Source organism: Occultella kanbiaonis (genome assembly GCF_009708215.1).
Taxonomy (GTDB): domain Bacteria; phylum Actinomycetota; class Actinomycetes; order Actinomycetales; family Beutenbergiaceae; genus Occultella; species Occultella kanbiaonis.
This window is the reverse complement of record NZ_CP046175.1, coordinates 176,284-193,246: the sequence shown is the minus strand read 5'-3', so window position 1 is coordinate 193,246 and position 16,963 is coordinate 176,284. Positions and strand designations below refer to the sequence as shown.

Here is a 16,963-nt window from a genome sequence, read left to right as displayed (position 1 = left end):
CCCAACTCTGCCATCGAGTCGGTGCAGCTCGAGTACCGCCGCCCGTCCTGCCTCGTGCTCCGGCAGTCTCTTCCACTCGGGCCCTTGCGCGGGTTCCCAGCCGCTCGCTACGTTGATGCAACGCGACATCAGAGATCGCGTCCTCTCGTCGGCAGCGCACGGATCATCGCCCCGTGCGCCGGTGAGATGCGCCCGCAGGGCGTCCGTGACGTCATCGAAGGAGATACCGTGCACCCCCAGGAATCCACCGTCACCCTCCCGTTCTCCCGCCGCACCCTGTTGCGCATGAGCGCAGCCGGCGTCGCGGGCATCGCCCTCGCCGCTCAGGCCCGGCCCGCGGCAGCCGACATCGGGGACGTGCTCACGCTGCCCATCCCGGACATGGACCCGTACGACATCGCCACGCTCGACCGTTCGCTGTTCACGCCCCAGGAGCAGCGCATCACCCAGTACTTCGTCAGCCTCGCCGACATCGCGAACAACATGGAGGACACCGACCCCGAGACGGTGGGGTGGTTCAACGGCGGTTACTCCGCCTACGCCCCCGACCCGTGGAACGCGCGGAACCAGGAGTCCGTCTACACCCTTGCGTTCTTCTACACACACGAGGCGGACTGGAACCCGTACTACCTCGACCCGGTTCTGCGCGATCACGTGTACGCGGCGATGCGCTACTACCTCCAGCTCCAGGGACCCGAGGGATGGTGGCCCGCCTACAGCTACACCGACAAGAACCGGGCGGCGACCGGGTTCGGCCTGATCTACCTCGGTGAGGCGGCGGTCAAGATGGAGGAGGTCGGCTGGGATCCACAGGTCCGTGCGGAGGTGCTGGCCTCGCTTCAGCTCGGCGCCGAGTACCTGCTCGACCCGACCGTCGCGGACGTCTGGGACGCGGGCATGCGGTACGTGAACCAGATCATCGGGGGGATGACCGGGATCTCGGCGTTCCTGCATCTGATGCCCGCGCACATCGAGGCGTCGTACCACGAGCGGCTCGACTTCCTGATGGCGAACGGTCAGAGCCAGGGTGCCGGCTACATGTACGAGTACGCCGCATTCGATGCCCACTACTCCCTCTACACCGCGCTTCGCGACCTCGCCGTCGCCTACGAACGCACCGGCGACGATCGGTACCGACAGATCGCCCTGAAGCACCTCGACTGGTGCCAGTACAACTACCTGTGGGAGCCCGACGGCGCCGGCTGGACCGTGAACGGCATCTCCAGCCGCACGTCCATGCGGTCCCTGGCCGCCCTGCGTGAGGCCGACACGAGCAACTACCCCGACCACCTGAACGTCTTCAACGAGTCGCACGTGGTCCGTGCCCTCAACTGGCCGGCCGAGCACCTCGCCGAGCTGCAGCAGGCCTGGGCGGACGGGGAGGTCGACGTGACCAGGCTCAGCGCCGGTGGCACGGCCCCGCAGAACCTCCGCCTCACCGTGGACGAGCCGGTCTACCCGACCGTGGCCGAGCGGGAGGCGGCGATCGCGTCGTTCCCGTACATGGGCTCCGACTCCTTCGTCGAGGCCCGGACCGACGAACGGTTCGACGCGCACTACGTGTTCACCAAGCGCGTCGGGTACTACTTCGCGACGCATCATGGTCGGGCCCTCTCGCCACGGGTGGTCCGCGGCCCGTCGTTCTTCTACCACCACGCCACCGGTGCCTTCGTGGCCACCCAGATGGGGACCGGGAGCGCGTGGACCACGATCCTCGCGGACGGCTACACCGATGCGTCGGCAAGCACCGTCCAGACCGGTGGGCGCTATCACCAGAGCCTCCCGTTCACCTACACCTACGCCGACGCCGGTGACCGGATCCACCGGACGTTCCGGTGTCTGCCCGAGTGCGTCCGGATCGTCGTCGACGCACCCGCCGAGACCTCCTTCACCGAGCGGGTCCCGCTCGTCGTCGGGCCGAGTGACACGGTCAGCTTCCTCGTGGGCGACGCGGAGGTGCTCGTCGACGGCGCAGGCTCGGCCGTGGCCCGAGGCGTGCGGATCCGGCGCGGCGACAGCACGTTCGACCTGATGATCGGCGACGGCGGCGCCGTCGACCTGAGCCTCACCCCGACGGCCGTCACGCTCTTCGGCGGGGATCAACGGAGGGTCATCACCGATCTCGACATCTCGAGCGGGGCTGCGTCCCTCACCTACAAGCTCCAGATCCGCCCGTAGGAGGTCGTCAGCCACGTCGGCCGTGGATCCGATGGCGGACTCCGCGCCGAGCTAGCCTCGGTCCATGGCTGACGAGGAGACCCTGGCGGGCGGCAACGTCAGTGAGGTGGTGCGGGTCGGCGCGACCGTGCGCAAGCCCTGGACGGACGCGACCGCGCACGTGCATGCCTTCATGGACGCCGTGCGTGGCGCCGGCGTGGACGTGCCCGAGGTCCTGGGCCGCGACGACCGCGGGCGGCAGATCCTCGAGTTCGTCCCCGGCCGCCTGGCCCTCGACTGCGACCCGCTCACCCCCGCCGGGCTGGCACGGGTGGGTCGCCTCGTGCGTGCCGTCCACGACGCTGCCGCGACGTTCCGGCCCCGCCCCGAGGCCCGCTGGGACGTCGCGATACCCGCCCCCGGCGACGACCTGATCTGCCACAACGACCTGGCCCCGTGGAACCTGCTCATCGGCGAGCGCTGGACGTTCATCGACTGGGACGGCGCCGGACCGAGCACCCGGCTGTGGGACCTCGCCTACACCGCTCAGGCGTTCACCCTGTCCGACACCACCCAGGCACCCGCCGAGGCGGCTCGGCGCCTCGGCGCACTCATCGACGGCTACGCCGCCGATGAGGCCCTGCGCCGGCACCTGCCCGTCGTCATGGCCCGCCGGACCGCCGCGATGTATGACCTCCTCGAGACGTCCCATCGATCGGGCCTGCAGCCCTGGGGCTCCATGTTCAGCTCGGGCCACGGCGACCATTGGCGCGAGGTGAACCGGTACGTGTCGCGGCACCGGGAGGTCTGGGCGGCGGCACTCAGCCCGACCTCACCCGGATCGAGTCGTCGCCCGAGTCTCAGATGAACGGCCTCCGGTCGAGCACGAGCCGCAACGGTCGGGGCGTGCGGATCTCGCCCGGAAGCGCGAGTTGGAGCTCGGCGACCGCGCAGAGCGCTCCGAAGGCCAGGTGGAGGTCGTCGTAGGTTCGCGAGGCGCGGTACTCCGGTGAGTTGAGCCGCGTGTACAGCCTGCCGGCGAGCTCACGCAGGCCCGCCGTCACCTCCGTGCGGCGGTGGCCGCTCTGCCGCAGGGACCGATGCGCGCAGTAGGCCCAGTCGACCTCCTTGAAGGTCACGTCGTCGAGTCCGATCCGCACCGCGCCCTCGCGCAGGATCTGCAGGCAGCTGTCGACCACTCGTTCCGGGTGCGGGATGGCGCGCCGGAAGGAGAGGTAGTTGAAGTGATAGTGGAAGGACGCACCGAGGTTCGCGAACCTGCCCGGGTCCTCGTCGAGTTCGAGCATCAGGCCCGTCGCCAGAGTCCGGTGCCGGGATCGACGTGCGCGTCGAGCCAGTCGAAGTACCAGGACAGCCACGTGTGCGAGACCCGCCCGGTGAGGAAGAGCGCGGCGGCCACGCCCGCGCCGCCGTGGGACGCCGGCCAGGGGCGGGACCAGTCGAGGGCATCGAGATAGCGCTCGAGCGCATCCCGGTCGAGGAGAGGCTCGAGGAAGTGCAGGCGGTGGGCGGGCCGGGCGTCGAAGAGCTCAAGAGCCGCGACGACATGGGCCGTGGTGTGCTCGCGCCGGTGGGTCGGCTCGTCGAAGGAGCCGCTGTCCGGGTCCTGGAGGTCGCGCAACGCGGCCATGTGTTCACGCCGGGCGGCCTCCGAGGACGGCAGTTCACCGAGCGTGTAGAGGATGTTGACCGCGTCGGCGCAGCCATAGGGGTTCACTGCCGGCTCCGCCCCACCGCAGCGAGTCGACCATCGGGCGTACCGCCCCTCACCGAGGTGGTGCTCGTCCACCAGGGCCCGCAGGTCGGCCACGTAGTCCGTGAAGTCGAGCATCTGGGCGCCGGACCTACCCCTCGGCGGGACGGGCCGGCACGAACGGGATCTGCACGACCGTGCGCTCGGGGCTGCTGACGGTCACGCGGCCGTCCTCCAGGTCTGCGTGCCACCCCCGGATCCGGGGTTCGTCATCGGCGATGATCACGTAGACCGCGCGATGGGTCCGTCCGGCTCGCGCGGTACTGAACGTCTGCACCACGCCGGTGCCCTCGCGTCCTTGGCCGGGGGCGAGTGGCAGCGGGTCGTACACGTCGTGCAGGGTGCTCGTCGACAGCACCACCGGTGCCGCATCCTCGACCCCGTCGGTACGGGCGTCGACCCGGAGGATCTTCGCTGCCTGGCCGCCGCGACGGATGACGACGCGTGATCCGGTCGCCACATGCGTGGCCAGGTCGTCACCGGAGTTGTCGGTGACGAACCGGGTTCGCACCTGGAGCGGGCGGTCCGCGGCGATCTCGTCGACCACGACGACGACGTGCGGCATCAGGACGTGCCAGGTCCGTCGCGCTGTCGACACTGGTGCGCCATAGGTGGACGCGAGGTCGACGCCGACGCTGCGCAGCGGCCCGAGCGGGGTCTGCCGGTCCGGTCCGACGGGTCCCGGTTCCTGCCGGCCGGGCACCGCCGTGACCAGGTGCTGTTCGATCGGCCCCGAGGGATCGCTGAAGGTCCACGTCGAGTGACTGGTTGCGGCCGTCGCGGCTCGATGGGCGTCCAGGCGGTAGGTGCAGTGGCCGGGGTCGGCCAACAGGCTGACGCCTCGGCGGACCAGGACGAACGAGCCGACGTCGGCGTGCCGGTGGGACGAAGCCCCCAGGGCGTCGTGTCCGGTCTGCAGGGCCACCAGCGTCTCGGGCACCGGGTTCCAGTCGGTGCGCACGATCGTGGTCCCTGCCCGGTAGGCGACGGCCAGGGCACCCTCGGCCGGAGGTCTCGCCGGCCGGCGCTCGGGCGCGTCGACCACCGCCCGCCAGCCGGCCCGGTTGAAGAAGCCGAAGGTGCTCAGCTCCGAGGCGATCGGGACCGGCTGCGCCGGGTAGCAGGCCTCCAACAGCCAGCTCGCAACCTCGGCGTGTGGCAGCTGCCGTCTCGCGATCGCGGCCAGGACCTCGGCGGGCGGGCGCCAGGTACGGGCGGAGTCACCGAGGTTCACCGCCCCGGGCCTCAGGCCCGCGGCCGGGTCCGGGTGCGCCGTCAGCGAGGCGGCGACCCAGGGCAGGCACCGGTCGAGCGGCACGAGCAGCAGGGCGTCCAGGTCGGCACGGCCAACGCCGGCGATGGCGTCCACCCCGTTCGAGTCGAGCCGGCCCGTCAGCCGGGCGTGCAGTTCCGCGGCGTGGCGGGCGGCGTAGCCCCAGTACTGCAGCGACTCGCCGTAGCTGTCGGTCTCGAAGAGATCGTGCACGCGTCGCAGACGCTCCGGAAGTGCCTCGAGGTGCGCCTCCTCTCCCGCGTGCAGGGCGGCCGCGACCTGCCCGTCGAGCAGGACCACGTACCAGTTGTTCAGTTGGCCGCCGCCTGCGGCGGCCTCCTCACGCCGGCGCAGCCATCGCTCGGACGGCCCCAGCGCCTTCGTCCGGAGCGCTTCCAGGACGCTCCCGTGCAGACTCCCGACGGCGTCCGGGGCGATCTCGAGGACGGTCGCCAGGGCGAGGGCCACGTGGGCCGTCTCGAGCTGGCCGAGGGACGGGCTCACGCGTTCGCGGAAGCCCGGACCGATCCAGGCGTCCGCGTCGGCGGCCACGATCCAGCCGACCTGGTCGCGCAGCCACTGCGCGAGCGCCTCCTCTGGTTCGAGCAGGTGGCTGAAGGCGACGTCGGCGAGACGATCCCACGCCACGTGCCACCAGCGTTCCCGGTCCGGCCGGTCCGCCAGTGTCGGGTGGGCTGCGGCGGCCTCCGCGTGCCTGCGGATCTCCTCGGCGGCCCGGCGCGCCCACGGGTCGTCACGGACCGCTGCTCGGACACCCTCGCGACGTGCCTGAGCCACGCGGTCCTCGCTCACCTGCGACATCTGTGATCCCTTCGGTCCGATCCCAGCCATTGTCGGACCTGCGGACCCGTGCCTCCATGCACGTGTGGACGCTCGTTTGCACGTTCCGCCACATCGGCCGGTCGCGGGAGGGGGTGGTCGCGGTCGTCAAGGCATCTCTGCCCGGACCTCGTCAGCGGCGGCGTTGGCAGCGGCCGCACCAGTACAGGGTGCGCCCGGCGAGCGGCTTCGAACGGACCTTGGAGCCGCACACCAGGCAGGGCTCGCCGGTGCGCTTGTACAGGAAGAACCGCCGCTCGAAGTGGTCGCCCAGGCGCTCGCCGGTGAGGTCCGCGGTGTGTCGGGGCGCCTGTCCGGCGGCGATCTCGGCCTGCGCGGCCTCGATCTGATCGTCCATCGTGAGGATCTGGTGGTAGACCACGCCGAGCGGCAGCATCAGCACCAGGTCGTCCCAGATCGCCTGCCAGGTGGACCGGCGGATCTCCTTGCCCGGGCGCATCGGGTCCACCCGGTGCCGGAACAGCACCTCGCACCGGTACACGTTGCCGACACCGGCCAGCACGGCCTGGTCCATCAGGAGCTCGGCGATGGGCCGGGTGCTGCGGCTCAGCTTCGCCCACCCGAGGTCCGGGTCCGCGTCCGGCCGCAGCGGGTCCGGGCCGAGTCGGCGGGTGAAGGCGGCGATCTCGTCGCCGGTGACCAGGGCGCAGGTCATCGGCCCGCGCAGGTCCGCGACGTGGCCGTCGCCGACGATCCGCAGCCGCACGGCGCCGGTGGTCGGGATGTCCTCGGGGTCGGCGCGGCGGAGGTCCTCCGGCAACGGCACCACGGGGAACAACCCGATCAGGCCGAGGTGCACGTGCAGCCAGGCGTCGCCGTCGAACTCCACGAACAGGTTCTTGCCCCACGCGCCGGCTTCCACCAGGACCCGCCGGTCGAGGATCTGTGCGCCGCCCGCGAACCGGCGCTGCGGGCTCGTGACCCGCACGGACCCACCGGCGAACGCACGGTTGAGCCGGCCCGCGAGCGCGTGGATGGTGTGGCCTTCGGGCACGATGCTCCCAGGGGTCTCGGACGTCGCCGGGCTCAACCGTATGCCACCGGTCGCAGCACCTGCGACGACGACGGTGGACGCCCGCCGGTGATGCGAACGGCCCGCACGCCTCCCGGCGGGCGCCGTGCGGGTCTAGCATCGGAAGGCCCCGGCGTCCCGAGCCGAACGGACAGACATGGACGATCCGCGCACGCAGGACATCCGCACCATTGCCGTGATCGGCCACAGCGGCAGCGGCAAGACCACCCTGGTCGAGGCGCTGCTGCAGCGCGCCGGCGTGATCGGCCGGATGGGCCGCACCGAGGACGGTTCCACCGTGTGCGACACCGAACCCGAGGCCACCAGCCGGGGCATCTCCACCTCGCTCGCGTTCGCCCCGCTGGACTGGACGACGGCGGGTCGCGGCCATCGGGTGAACGTCATCGACACCCCCGGTCACGATGATTTCGGGTACGCGGTGGACGTGGCACTGTCCGTGGCCGACCTCGCCGTGCTGGTGGTCGCCGCCACCAACGGCGTCGAGCCGGGCACCCAGCGAGCCTGGGCCAGGTGCACGGCGCTGCACCTGCCGGCACTGGTCTTCGTGACGAAGGAGGACAAGTCCGGCGCGGACTTCCATCGGGTGCTCACCGACCTCCAGGACCGGTTCGGGCCGACCGTCCGACCGCTGGAACTGCCGCTCGGCGAGCGGGCCGACTTCCACGGCATCGCGGACCTGCTGACCGACACCGACGCCGACTACGACGGCGAGGGTCACAGCCACCCGGTCGCTGCGCCGTCGGAGCTGGCCGCCGAGCAGCACCGGCTGCACGAGGACCTGGTGGAGGAGGTGGTCACCGGTGACGACGACCAGTTGGAGCGTTACCTGGCCGGGGACCCGCTCACCCCGGCCGAGATCGGTGCCACCCTGGCCGCCGAGATCGCGGCCGGGAGCGTGGTCCCGGTGCTCGTCGGCTCAGCGATCACCGGGGTGGGCATCACCGAACTGCTCGATCACGTCTGCCTGCTCGGCCCGGCGCCACGACCGACCCGGGTACTGGTCGGTGGCCGCGAGACCGACGTGCCGGCCGATCCCGACGGGGAGCCGCTCGTGCATGTGTTCCGGACCCTGTCCGATCCTTTCGTGGGGCAGGTCTCGCTGATCAAGGTGCTCAGTGGCACGGTGCAGGCCGAGGACCACCTGACCAACACCGATACCGGCGCCGCCGAACGGCTGCACGGCCTGTTCCGGATCCGCGGCGTGGACCACCTGATGGCGATCCGGGTGCCGGCCGGTGACATCGCCGCGGTCGCGAAGCTGTCCGACTCCCCCACCCGTACCCTGCTGGCCCGCCCGGGCCGGCCGGTCACGCTCGGTGAACCGGCCTGGCCGGAGCCGGGGTTCGCCGTCGCGGTGCACGCCGCCTCGCCGGCGGAGGAGGACCGGCTGCCGGAGGCGCTGCGCCGGCTGTGCACGGAGGATCCGGCACTGGTCACCGAGCACGTGGCCGACACCGGGCAGGTGCTGCTGCGCGGCACCGGGGACATGCACCTGGACGTCGCTCTCGAGCGGCTGGAGCGCAAGTTCGCGGTGCACGCCGTGACCGAGCCGGTCCGGGTCGCCTTCCGCGAGACCCTCGCGGCACCGGTCGAGGTCGAGGGTCGGGTGAAGAAGCAGTCGGGTGGGCACGGGCAGTTCGCCGTGGTGCGGGTGCGGTTCACCCCCGCGCCGCGCGGCACCGGCCTGACGTTCGAGAGCAAGGTGGTCGGCGGTGCGGTGCCGCGCCAGTACGTGCCGGCGGTGCAGCGCGGCCTGACCGAGGCCATGGCCGCCGGCGGCGCGCACGGGTACCCGGTGGTGGACCTGGTGGCCGAGTGCGTGGACGGCAGGTACCACTCGGTGGACTCCTCGGAGATGGCGTTCCGCGCCGCGGCCGGGCACGCGCTCCGCGAGGCCGTCGCCCAGGCGGGCACGGTCGTCCTCGAACCGATCAGCGCCGTACAGGTGAGCGTCCCGGACTCGAGCACCGGGGACGTGCTGGCCGATCTGGGCGCCCGCCGTGCGCAGGTCCGCGGCACCCGCACCCTGGACGGCGGCACCCAGGTGATCGAGGCGCTGGTCCCGGCCGCGGAGCTCGGCCGGTACGTGCTCGACCTCCGCTCCCTCACCGGCGGCTGGGGCTCGGTGCGGAGCACCCACGACCACTACGACGTGCAGCCGGCCCGCCTCGCGGCCCGCGGCACGGACCGGTGACAGCGGGCCAACCCGTCGTCACGACCGGCGTCATCCCCCGGAGAGGATCGCGTTCACCTCGTCGTTCATCTCGGTCAGGGTGCCCACGTCGCGGTTGCCGATGTAGATCTCGTCCATGATCGGGGCGCCGAGGGCCGAGATCGACCCGTAGGCGTCGGTGACCGGGAAGTACACCGTGTACCCGTTGTCCACGAGGTCCGTGAACGGCGACACGTCCAGGCCGCGGTCGGCGAACGCCTCGATCGCCGCCTCGGTGCCGGCGGGCCGCGCCGGGAGGACCACGCCTGCCTCACCGACCAGGTTCTGGCAGTCGTCCGATCCGAGGAACGCGACCCAGCGGGCTGCCTCCTCCGGGTCCGGGCTCTGGGCGCTGATCGAATCGGCGAGGCCGTTGTACATCGAGACCGGGTGCCCGATCGGACCGCTCGGGAGGGAGGCGATGCCGAGGTCGACGCCCTCGAGGTTGGCGTAGGTGCCGAGCATCCAGGATCCGTTCACCGAGAGCGCCGCCCGGCCGGAGCCGAGTGCCTGCTGCGGGTTCGGCGCGGTGCCGACCTCCTCGAACGGCGCCATGTAGCCCTTGTCCACCAGGCCGAAGAGCCAGGCCACGGAGGCCTGGAACCGTGGGTCGTCGTAGTAGTACTCGGTGCCCCACACGTCGGCGTTCGTGAACTCCCACCCGGTCGAGGCAGCGAGCCAGGACCACGCGGTCTGCCCGTCCGTTCCGCCCGAGCCGTTCGAGGCGTAGCCGTAGACGGCGACGTTGTCCGGATCGAAACCCTCCTCGTCGCCGCGGATCCCGTTCTCGTCCACGCTCAGGTGCGCGAGGAGCTCCTCGAACGAGCCACCGTCCTCCGGGTTCCAGTCCAGCGACTCGAGGTCCGCCGGGCTCAGGCCGGCCTCCTCGATCACGTTGCGGTCGTAGAACAGCGCGACCGTGTCGAAGTCCTTCGGCACGCCGTACTGACCGCCGTCCTGACCCACCCAGAGGTCGGCGAGGCCCTCCTGGAACCCGCCCGGATCGATGTCGGCCGTCGCGTCCAGGGTGGACAGGTCCACCAGCAGGCCGCGCTGGGCGTACTCCGGGTACCGGGTCAGGTGGTCGGTGAACACGTCCGGACCGGCCCCCGCCACGAAGCCGGCGGTGAGCTTGCTCCAGTAGTCGTCCCAGCCGTACTGGCTGATCCGGATCTGCAGGTCCGGGTTCTGCTCCTCGAACGCGTCAGCGCAGCGTTGATAGGCCGGCAGCTGGTTGGCGTCCCAGAGCCAGTAGTCGATGGCCGTGCCGCCGTCGCCCTCGGCGGTACCGGAGCACCCGGCCGCCACCAGCGTCACGGCGGCGAGTGCCGCCGAGGTCCGCGCGACCCGCGATGCGAGCCCACGCCGTCGGGAATGTGTCCTGTTCATCATTGACCGCCTCACTTGATCCCGCTGAAGCCGATGGAGTTGACGATCCGTTTCGCGAACGCGAGGAACAGCGCGATCATCGGTAGCGCCGCCACCAGGGTCGCGGCCATCAGGCCGGCCCAGTCCGGTCCGGTCTGCGGCGTCTGTGACTTGAAGTTGCCCAGGGCCACCGTCAGCACCCGGGACTCGTCGGTGTAGGAGACCATCAACGGCCAGAAGTAGTCGTTCCAGGAGCCGATGTAGGTCAGGATCGAGATCGTCGCGATCGGCCCGACCGACATCGGGATGATCAGCGCGAAGAACACCCGGACCTTGCTGGCGCCGTCGATCAGGGCCGCCTCCTCGACCTCGAGGGGCACGTTCATGAAGAACTGCCGCAGGAAGAAGATCGCGAACGGGGTCATGAACAGGCCCGGCAGCATGATGCCCAGCAGGGTGTCGATCAGGCCCAGGTCCCGGATCATCACGAAGTTCGGCAGCAGCGTGAAGATGGCCGGGACCATCAGGGAGAGCAGGAACACGCTGAACACGGCGTTGCGGCCCTTCCAGCGCAGCCGCGAGAACGCGTAGGCGGCCATCGCCGAGAAGAACACCTGGCAGGCGGTCACCCCGGTCGCGACGATCACCGAGTTGCGCAGGTAGAGCCAGAAGTCGATGGAGGCCCCGGAGCCGCCCTGCGCGATGGCCTCCTCGGTGGTCTGCAGGCCGAAGACCCGCTCGAACCCGCCCCAGCTGAAGTCCACCGGCAGGAGCGAGGTGGCGTTCGAGTAGAGGGCGCCGTTGCTGGACAGCGCGGTGCGCAGCATCCAGTAGAAGGGGAACAGGGTGATGAGCAGCAGGACGATCATCACCGCCCAGGCCACCACCTTGCCGACCGTCGGCCGGCGCCTGCGGCGCGGCGCGGGGGTCCGCTCGGCGGTACGTGGGGAGACGGACTCGAGTTCGGTCGTTGCGATGTCGGTCATGGCCGCCTCCTCAGTTCAGGTCCGTCTGGCCCGCACGCGTGATGCGGTACTGGAGGAACGTGACGACCATCAGGATGATCAGCAGCGCCACGCTGAGCGCCGACGCATAGCCGAAGTCGAACTGCCCGAACGCCTTGTCGTAGATGTAGACCTGCAGGACCCGGCTGGCGTCCACCGGACCACCGCCGGTGGTCACGGCCACGGTGTCGAACACCTGGAACGAGCCGATCACGGAGACGATCAGGACCAGGCCGAGGATCGGGCGCAGCAGCGGGACCGTGATCCCGAAGAACATCCGGGTCTCGGACGCGCCGTCGATCCGGCCGGCCTCGTACATCGTCGGCGGGATCGTCTGCAGCCCGGCGAAGATCAGCAGCGCCGTATAGCCCATGTGCCGCCAGACGTTCACCAGCGCGATGGTCGGGATCGCCCAGGCCTCGCTGGTGAAGAACCCGATCCGGTCCAGCCCGATCCACGCCAGGACCTGGTTGCCGATGCCGAGCTGGAAGTCGAGGATCCACAGGAACACCAGTGCCGCGACCACGTTCGAGACGAGGTACGGGGTCAGCACCAGCCCTCGAAGCAGCGTGGACTGGCTGAGCCGCTGCATCAGGACCGCCAGCACCAGCGCCACCACGGTCTGCACGCCGATGTTGATGATCACGTACAGCACGGTCACCCGCACGGCGTTCCAGAACACCGGGTCGGCGATCATCTCGCGGTAGTTCTCCAGCCCGATGAACTCGACCGGGCTGAGCAGGTCCCACGACGTGAAGCTCAGGTAGATGCCGCGCAGCAGCGGCCAGAAGTAGAACATGGCCAGGCCGATCGAGGCCGGCAGGATGAACGCGAGCGCGAGCCGGGTGTCATCCCGGCGCCGACGGCGTCCCTCCCGTCCGGCGCGGGGGGTGGTTGCCAGGGCCATGTTCTGCTCCTTGCGTCGTTGCAGGCGTTTCAGGTTGTGGCGGGTGGTACTCGGGTCAGGCGCTCGGGTGGGCGTAGTCGGGGATCGGCAGGCGCTCGCCGCCGGCGAGCGCGGAGGCGTGCGCGACGATGCCGGGGGCGGTGAACATGGCCGCCCGGCGGGCGTCCACGGGGGGCGCGACGCCGGTGACGACGGCGCGGACGAAGTCGTCGGCGAGGAAGTGGTGGGAGCCCTCGTGGCCGTTCGGGGCGTCCGCGTAGACGGCCGGGAGCCGGCTCCGGTCGTGCACCGGCGCGGAGCCGGAGGTGAACGCCTCCCGCAGGGCCGGGTCGACGTCCGCCAGCTCCTCGACGTCGGTGTCCGAGCGCAACGGCACGAACTTCTCGGAGATGTCGGTGGAGTCGGACTTGTCGTTCCACACGCTCTGGTGGGCGAGCTGCTCGAAGCTCGCCTCGGTGCCGAAGAACCGGAACCGGGACTCCCGGATGTGCGAGGGGTAGCCGACCCGGCGCATCTCGTTCGTGCGCATGGTGCCGCCGTCGGAGAGTTCGAAGAGGGCCGTGGCGTTGGAGAAGCTGTTGCCGAACTGGCTGACCTCGCGGTCGAAGACCCCGTCGCCGCGGCGGTCCTCCACCCCGAGGCAGCTGACGCTCACGGCCTGCGTGGGCAGGGCGCCGAGGACACCGCCGATGGCGTGCGTCGGGTACAGCATCGGCGGGTAGCTCGCCGTCGCCTTCCAGTCCTCGCCGCCGCTGTACTGGTAGGCCGCGTAGAACCCGAGGTCCATGTCGTGCACGTAGTCGCCCTCGGCATAGAACACCTGGCCGAGCGCCCCCTCGGCGATCTTATTGCGCAGGTGCACGGTGGCCGGGTTGTAGTAGCTCGTCTCGCCCATCATGTAGGTGAGTCCGGTGCGGTCGGTCTCGGCGATGATCGCGTCGATGTCGGTGATCTCGGTGGCCATCGGCACCGCTGAGTACACGTGCTTGCCCGCGGCGAGCGCCGCCAGCACGAGCGGCGCGTGGGTCCAGCGCTGGGTGAAGATGGCGACGGCGTCCACGTCGCTGGCCAGCATCTCCTCGTAGCTGGCCACCGTGGTGGCCCCCTCGTAGCGCGCCGCGAGCTGCTCCGCGCGCTCGGGCACGAGGTCGGTCACGACGAGCCGGCTGACGTTCGGGTGCAGGTCCCAGAGTGTGGCGAAACTCTTGGAGAACTGTCCCGCGCCGACGATGCCGATGCTGAACGTGCCGGCGGCGGGGTCGAGGGGGGCGTGCGGTTCGGGGGCGAAAGCGGTCACTGGTGCTCCTGGTTGGGGTGGTCGGTGCTGTGGTCGGGTTCGTCGATGGACTGGTCGGTGGGCCTTGGTTCGGATCGTCGGGCTTGCGTCGGTCAGGTACCGGACGGCGTCCGCTGGGTCGGTCGGTGGGTGCCGACGGTCTCGGGTGCGGCGAGCACCCACTGGCAGGCCACGACGGCGGCGCCGCGGGCCCACTCGTCGAACGTCGAGTCGAACTCCTCGATGTGGGGTGCGCGGGTGCCGGGATCCAGGTGTTCCGAGAGCGCGTCCGCCATCGCCGCGCGTGCCACGGGCATGATGCCGAGGCCGTCCCCGGCGAGGATGACGGCCGGCAGGTCGAGGAGGTTCACGATCGTGGCGATCAGGGTGCCGAGCGCACGCCCGGCGTCGGTCAGGGCGCGCAGGGCGGCGAGATCTCCGGCCTCCGCGAGCGCGACCGCGCCGGCCAGGTCCAGGTCCGCACGTCCGTGTGGCACGCCGATGGCGTGGCTGATGGCCGCGGAGTTCAGCAGGCTCGCGGCGCAGCCGCGATGGCCGAGTTCGCACAGCGGCCCGGAGTCCGTGACCGGGGTGTGGCCCACGTGTCCGGCGGTGCCGTGCCCGCCCGCGCGGACCTGCCCACCCAGGACCAGGCCGACGCCGATCCCGACGCCGATGGTCACGACGGCGAAGTCGTCGTAGCCACGACCGGGGCCCGACCACTGGACGCCCGCGGTGAGCGCGCGGGCATCCCCGCTGAGCACCGTCGGGACCCCGGTGGCGTCGTTGATCAGGCGGGCGAGCGGGACGTCGTCCCAGCCGAGATAGCCGTTGTCACGGACCGTGTCGTCGAAGTGCAGCATCCGACCGGCGAGCCCGATACCGAGCGCCTGAGCGATGCCCTCGGGATCGAGTTCATTCATCATTTCAACTATCTGCCCAGCCGCCGTGGTGATGTCCGTGCTGAGCAGGTCACGGTGCGCGACCTCCTGCACGGCCCCACCGGCGTCCGTCGAGACCCCGAACAACTCGTCGCCGGTGATCTTCATGCCGAGGAAGCGGTGCCGCCCGACATCCATCGCGAGTGGCGCCCCGGGACGTCCCGGGCGCGCGGATTGCGCGGATTCTTCACGAACCAGGCCGGAGTTCACCAGTGGTCTGGTGAGCTTCGTCAGGCTCGCCGGGGAGAGATCCAGGCGCCGGGCCAGGTCCGCGCGGGACAACGGCCCGGCACGCAGGAGTTCACGAACCACGGCCCGGGTGGTGGGCCGAAGGCTCGAGAGGAAGGTGGCGTCGGTGCTGCGGTGCACGAGGCTAGCGTGGCCCCGTTCGTTCACCTTGTCAAGGAACTACGAGTAATCCCGTCACAGTGTCCAAGCCAAGCGCGAGGATGAGCGTGGGCAGCCGGGGTCCACGCTCGGCGTCGACGAGGAGGCGATAGAGCAGCCGGAAGAACTCCTTCTGGTCGGTCTTCACCTCGTCGGTCGGTGCCTCGTCCAGCGCGAGCCGGTGAGCGAGCTTCGGCACGCCGTAGACCACCGTGGTGACGCGCCCGAGGTCGGGCACGCCGTGGCTCCAGGCACTCGGCAGGTGCTGGAGGAACAGCCGGAGCCACTCGCGCTCACGCTCACCGAGCGACGCCAGCAGCTCGCGGTCCGGGGCGGCGCGCACCGTGGTGCGGTCTTCGTGAGGCACGAACTCCTGCGTCCACGTCATGGCCCGGGTCAACCGGGGTTCGAGATCGTTGACCGACGCATGCTCGTGCCCGAGATCGCCGACGAGGCGGCTGATCTGGGCGGCACTGCCGGCGGTGACGTCGGCGATCGATGACAGGGTACGGAACGGCACGGCCACGGGTGGTGTTGGCAAGGTACCGGCGCTCGAGGTGGCCGAGGCGCGTTGGAACGCCAACACTTGGGCGTCCAGCTTGTCGGGGTCGCCGGCCCTGCGGCCGAGGGCGTCCCACTCGTCATAGAGCCGCACGACCTCAGGTCCGAGGTCGACGGTGAAGGCCTGCTTGGGCTGGCGGCGGGCGTAGAGCCAACGCAGCACCGGCGCCTCCAGCACGCGCAGCGCGTCGGACGGGGTCGGCACGCCGCCCTTCGACGATGACATCTTCGCCATGCCGGCCACGCCCACGAAGCTGTAGCCGACGAACGAGGGCGCGCGTGCGCCGAACAGCTTCACGATCTCCTTGCCGACGGTGTAGGAGGAGCCGGGGGAGGCGTGGTCCATTCCACCGGGCTCGAAGTTGACGCCCTGGACCGACCAGCGCATCGGCCAGTCGACCTTCCAGACGAGCTTGCCCTCGTGCTGCGTGCGTACGTTGGTGATGTGCGTGGAGCCGCACACGTCGCAGGTGTAGGCGAGGTCGGTCGTGATCTCGTCATAGGACGTCAGGGTCACCGTGTCCCGACCGCAGGTGCGGCAGAACGGCTTGTAGGGGAAGCGCGCCAGGGCGCCGGCCTGGGTGGCCTCATCGTCGCCCGCGACCGAGTCGGCCAGGGCTGCGGCATCCTCGTCGGGGAGGTCCTGCGCCTCGAGCTTCTTGGTGCGATGCCGCGCCAGCACCGACTCGATCGCCGCACGCTGCGAGAGCGCGTGCAACACCTGCTCGGTGTAGTCACCCGCTCGGTATCGCTCGGTCTGATCGACCTCCTCCATCGTGGCGCCCATCTCGGCGAGCGCCTCGCGCAGCGGTGCCTTGAAGTGCTCGGCCCACGACGCGTGGCACTCCCACGGGTCGGGCACCGCCGAGAGCGGCCTGCCCACGTGGGTCGCCCAGCTCGGGTCGACGCCGGCGGGCACCTTGCGCAGCCGGTCGAAGTCGTCCCAGCTGTGCACGTGTCGGGCGGGCACACCGCGGCGCTTGAGCTCCTCCACCACGAAGTGCACGGTGAGGGCCTCGCGCAGGTTACCCAAGTGGATCGGTCCCGACGGACTGATGCCCGACGCGCACGTGACGACCCTGCCCTCGGCCGTGAGGGTCGCGCTGACGGCGGGATCGCGAGGGTCGCCGCCGGCGTGACGGATCGCGTCGTCAGCCGCGCGGGTCACCCAGTCCGTAGGCGCGGAGTTGTTGCCTCGTCGTGCCATTT

13 protein-coding genes are annotated in these 16,963 nt (G+C 70.7%); 3 read left to right on the top strand and 10 right to left on the bottom strand.

Annotated features, from left to right (window positions below; genetic code table 11):
- Window positions 1-228 precede the first annotated feature (228 nt).
- Both GKS42_RS00870 and GKS42_RS00865 read left to right on the top strand, forming a co-directional pair.
- The gene (locus GKS42_RS00870) at window positions 229-2,178 is read left to right on the top strand and encodes a hypothetical protein (protein ID WP_154792125.1); all 1,950 of its coding nucleotides are present in this window, start codon (window positions 229-231) and stop codon (window positions 2,176-2,178) included.
- A gap of 64 nt (window positions 2,179-2,242) precedes the next feature.
- On the top strand, window positions 2,243-3,025 hold the full coding sequence (locus GKS42_RS00865; protein WP_154792124.1) for a phosphotransferase: 783 nt from the start codon (window positions 2,243-2,245) through the stop codon (window positions 3,023-3,025).
- On the opposite strand, the gene GKS42_RS00860 is transcribed toward GKS42_RS00865, so the two are convergent.
- The 4 genes from GKS42_RS00860 to GKS42_RS00845 all read right to left on the bottom strand — a co-directional run bounded on the left by GKS42_RS00860 (window position 3,018) and on the right by GKS42_RS00845 (window position 7,059).
- Complete coding sequence (locus GKS42_RS00860) at window positions 3,018-3,464, bottom strand: hypothetical protein (RefSeq protein ID WP_154792123.1); 447 nt, start codon at window positions 3,462-3,464, stop codon at window positions 3,018-3,020. The genes GKS42_RS00865 and GKS42_RS00860 overlap by 8 nt on opposite strands.
- Complete coding sequence (locus GKS42_RS00855; RefSeq protein WP_154792122.1) at window positions 3,464-4,009, bottom strand: hypothetical protein; 546 nt, start codon at window positions 4,007-4,009, stop codon at window positions 3,464-3,466. Before GKS42_RS00855 ends, GKS42_RS00860 begins: the two co-directional genes overlap by 1 nt.
- 13 nt (window positions 4,010-4,022) lie before the next feature.
- Entirely contained in the window at window positions 4,023-6,026 is a 2,004-nt protein-coding gene (locus GKS42_RS00850) for a heparinase II/III domain-containing protein (RefSeq protein ID WP_168217688.1), read from the bottom strand.
- A 151-nt stretch (window positions 6,027-6,177) separates the two neighbouring features.
- The gene (locus tag GKS42_RS00845) at window positions 6,178-7,059 is read right to left on the bottom strand and encodes an Fpg/Nei family DNA glycosylase (protein ID WP_154792120.1); all 882 of its coding nucleotides are present in this window, start codon (window positions 7,057-7,059) and stop codon (window positions 6,178-6,180) included.
- 175 nt (window positions 7,060-7,234) lie between these two features.
- Between GKS42_RS00845 and GKS42_RS00840 the strand changes: the two genes are divergently transcribed.
- Entirely contained in the window at window positions 7,235-9,292 is a 2,058-nt protein-coding gene (locus GKS42_RS00840; RefSeq protein ID WP_154792119.1) for an elongation factor G, read from the top strand.
- A 30-nt stretch (window positions 9,293-9,322) separates the two neighbouring features.
- Here GKS42_RS00840 and GKS42_RS00835 read toward each other — a convergent pair whose 3' ends face one another.
- From GKS42_RS00835 to lysS, 6 genes are all read right to left on the bottom strand, one after another.
- On the bottom strand, window positions 9,323-10,699 hold the full coding sequence (locus GKS42_RS00835) for an ABC transporter substrate-binding protein (protein WP_154792118.1): 1,377 nt from the start codon (window positions 10,697-10,699) through the stop codon (window positions 9,323-9,325).
- A gap of 11 nt (window positions 10,700-10,710) precedes the next feature.
- The gene (locus tag GKS42_RS00830; RefSeq protein WP_154792117.1) at window positions 10,711-11,664 is read right to left on the bottom strand and encodes a carbohydrate ABC transporter permease; all 954 of its coding nucleotides are present in this window, start codon (window positions 11,662-11,664) and stop codon (window positions 10,711-10,713) included.
- Between the two features lie 10 nt (window positions 11,665-11,674).
- Window positions 11,675-12,589 carry a carbohydrate ABC transporter permease gene (locus GKS42_RS00825; protein WP_154792116.1) on the bottom strand — a complete coding sequence of 305 codons (915 nt, stop codon included), beginning with the start codon at window positions 12,587-12,589 and terminating at the stop codon, window positions 11,675-11,677.
- A 55-nt stretch (window positions 12,590-12,644) separates the two neighbouring features.
- A complete protein-coding gene (locus GKS42_RS00820) occupies window positions 12,645-13,886 on the bottom strand; it encodes a Gfo/Idh/MocA family protein (RefSeq protein WP_154792115.1) in 1,242 nt (413 codons plus the stop codon).
- A 92-nt stretch (window positions 13,887-13,978) separates the two neighbouring features.
- Window positions 13,979-15,175, bottom strand: a complete 1,197-nt coding sequence (locus GKS42_RS00815) for an ROK family transcriptional regulator (protein WP_168217687.1) — start codon at window positions 15,173-15,175, stop codon at window positions 13,979-13,981.
- A 31-nt stretch (window positions 15,176-15,206) separates the two neighbouring features.
- Window positions 15,207-16,961 carry a lysine--tRNA ligase gene (gene lysS, locus GKS42_RS00810; protein ID WP_154792113.1) on the bottom strand — a complete coding sequence of 585 codons (1,755 nt, stop codon included), beginning with the start codon at window positions 16,959-16,961 and terminating at the stop codon, window positions 15,207-15,209.
- Window positions 16,962-16,963: the final 2 nt, after the last annotated feature.

Excerpts from the sequence above, each read along its gene's own strand:
- GKS42_RS00860 (WP_154792123.1), bottom strand. The coding sequence starts at position 3,464 with ATGCTCGAACTCGACGAGGACCCGGGCAGGTTCGCGAACCTCGGTGCG.
- GKS42_RS00835 (WP_154792118.1), bottom strand. The coding sequence starts at position 10,699 with ATGAACAGGACACATTCCCGACGGCGTGGGCTCGCATCGCGGGTCGCG.
- lysS (WP_154792113.1), bottom strand. The coding sequence starts at position 16,961 with ATGGCACGACGAGGCAACAACTCCGCGCCTACGGACTGGGTGACCCGC.
- GKS42_RS00865 (WP_154792124.1), top strand. The coding sequence starts at position 2,243 with ATGGCTGACGAGGAGACCCTGGCGGGCGGCAACGTCAGTGAGGTGGTG.
- GKS42_RS00825 (WP_154792116.1), bottom strand. The coding sequence starts at position 12,589 with ATGGCCCTGGCAACCACCCCCCGCGCCGGACGGGAGGGACGCCGTCGG.
- GKS42_RS00840 (WP_154792119.1), top strand. The coding sequence starts at position 7,235 with ATGGACGATCCGCGCACGCAGGACATCCGCACCATTGCCGTGATCGGC.
- GKS42_RS00855 (WP_154792122.1), bottom strand. The coding sequence starts at position 4,009 with ATGCTCGACTTCACGGACTACGTGGCCGACCTGCGGGCCCTGGTGGAC.
- GKS42_RS00850 (WP_168217688.1), bottom strand. The coding sequence starts at position 6,026 with ATGTCGCAGGTGAGCGAGGACCGCGTGGCTCAGGCACGTCGCGAGGGT.
- GKS42_RS00830 (WP_154792117.1), bottom strand. The coding sequence starts at position 11,664 with ATGACCGACATCGCAACGACCGAACTCGAGTCCGTCTCCCCACGTACC.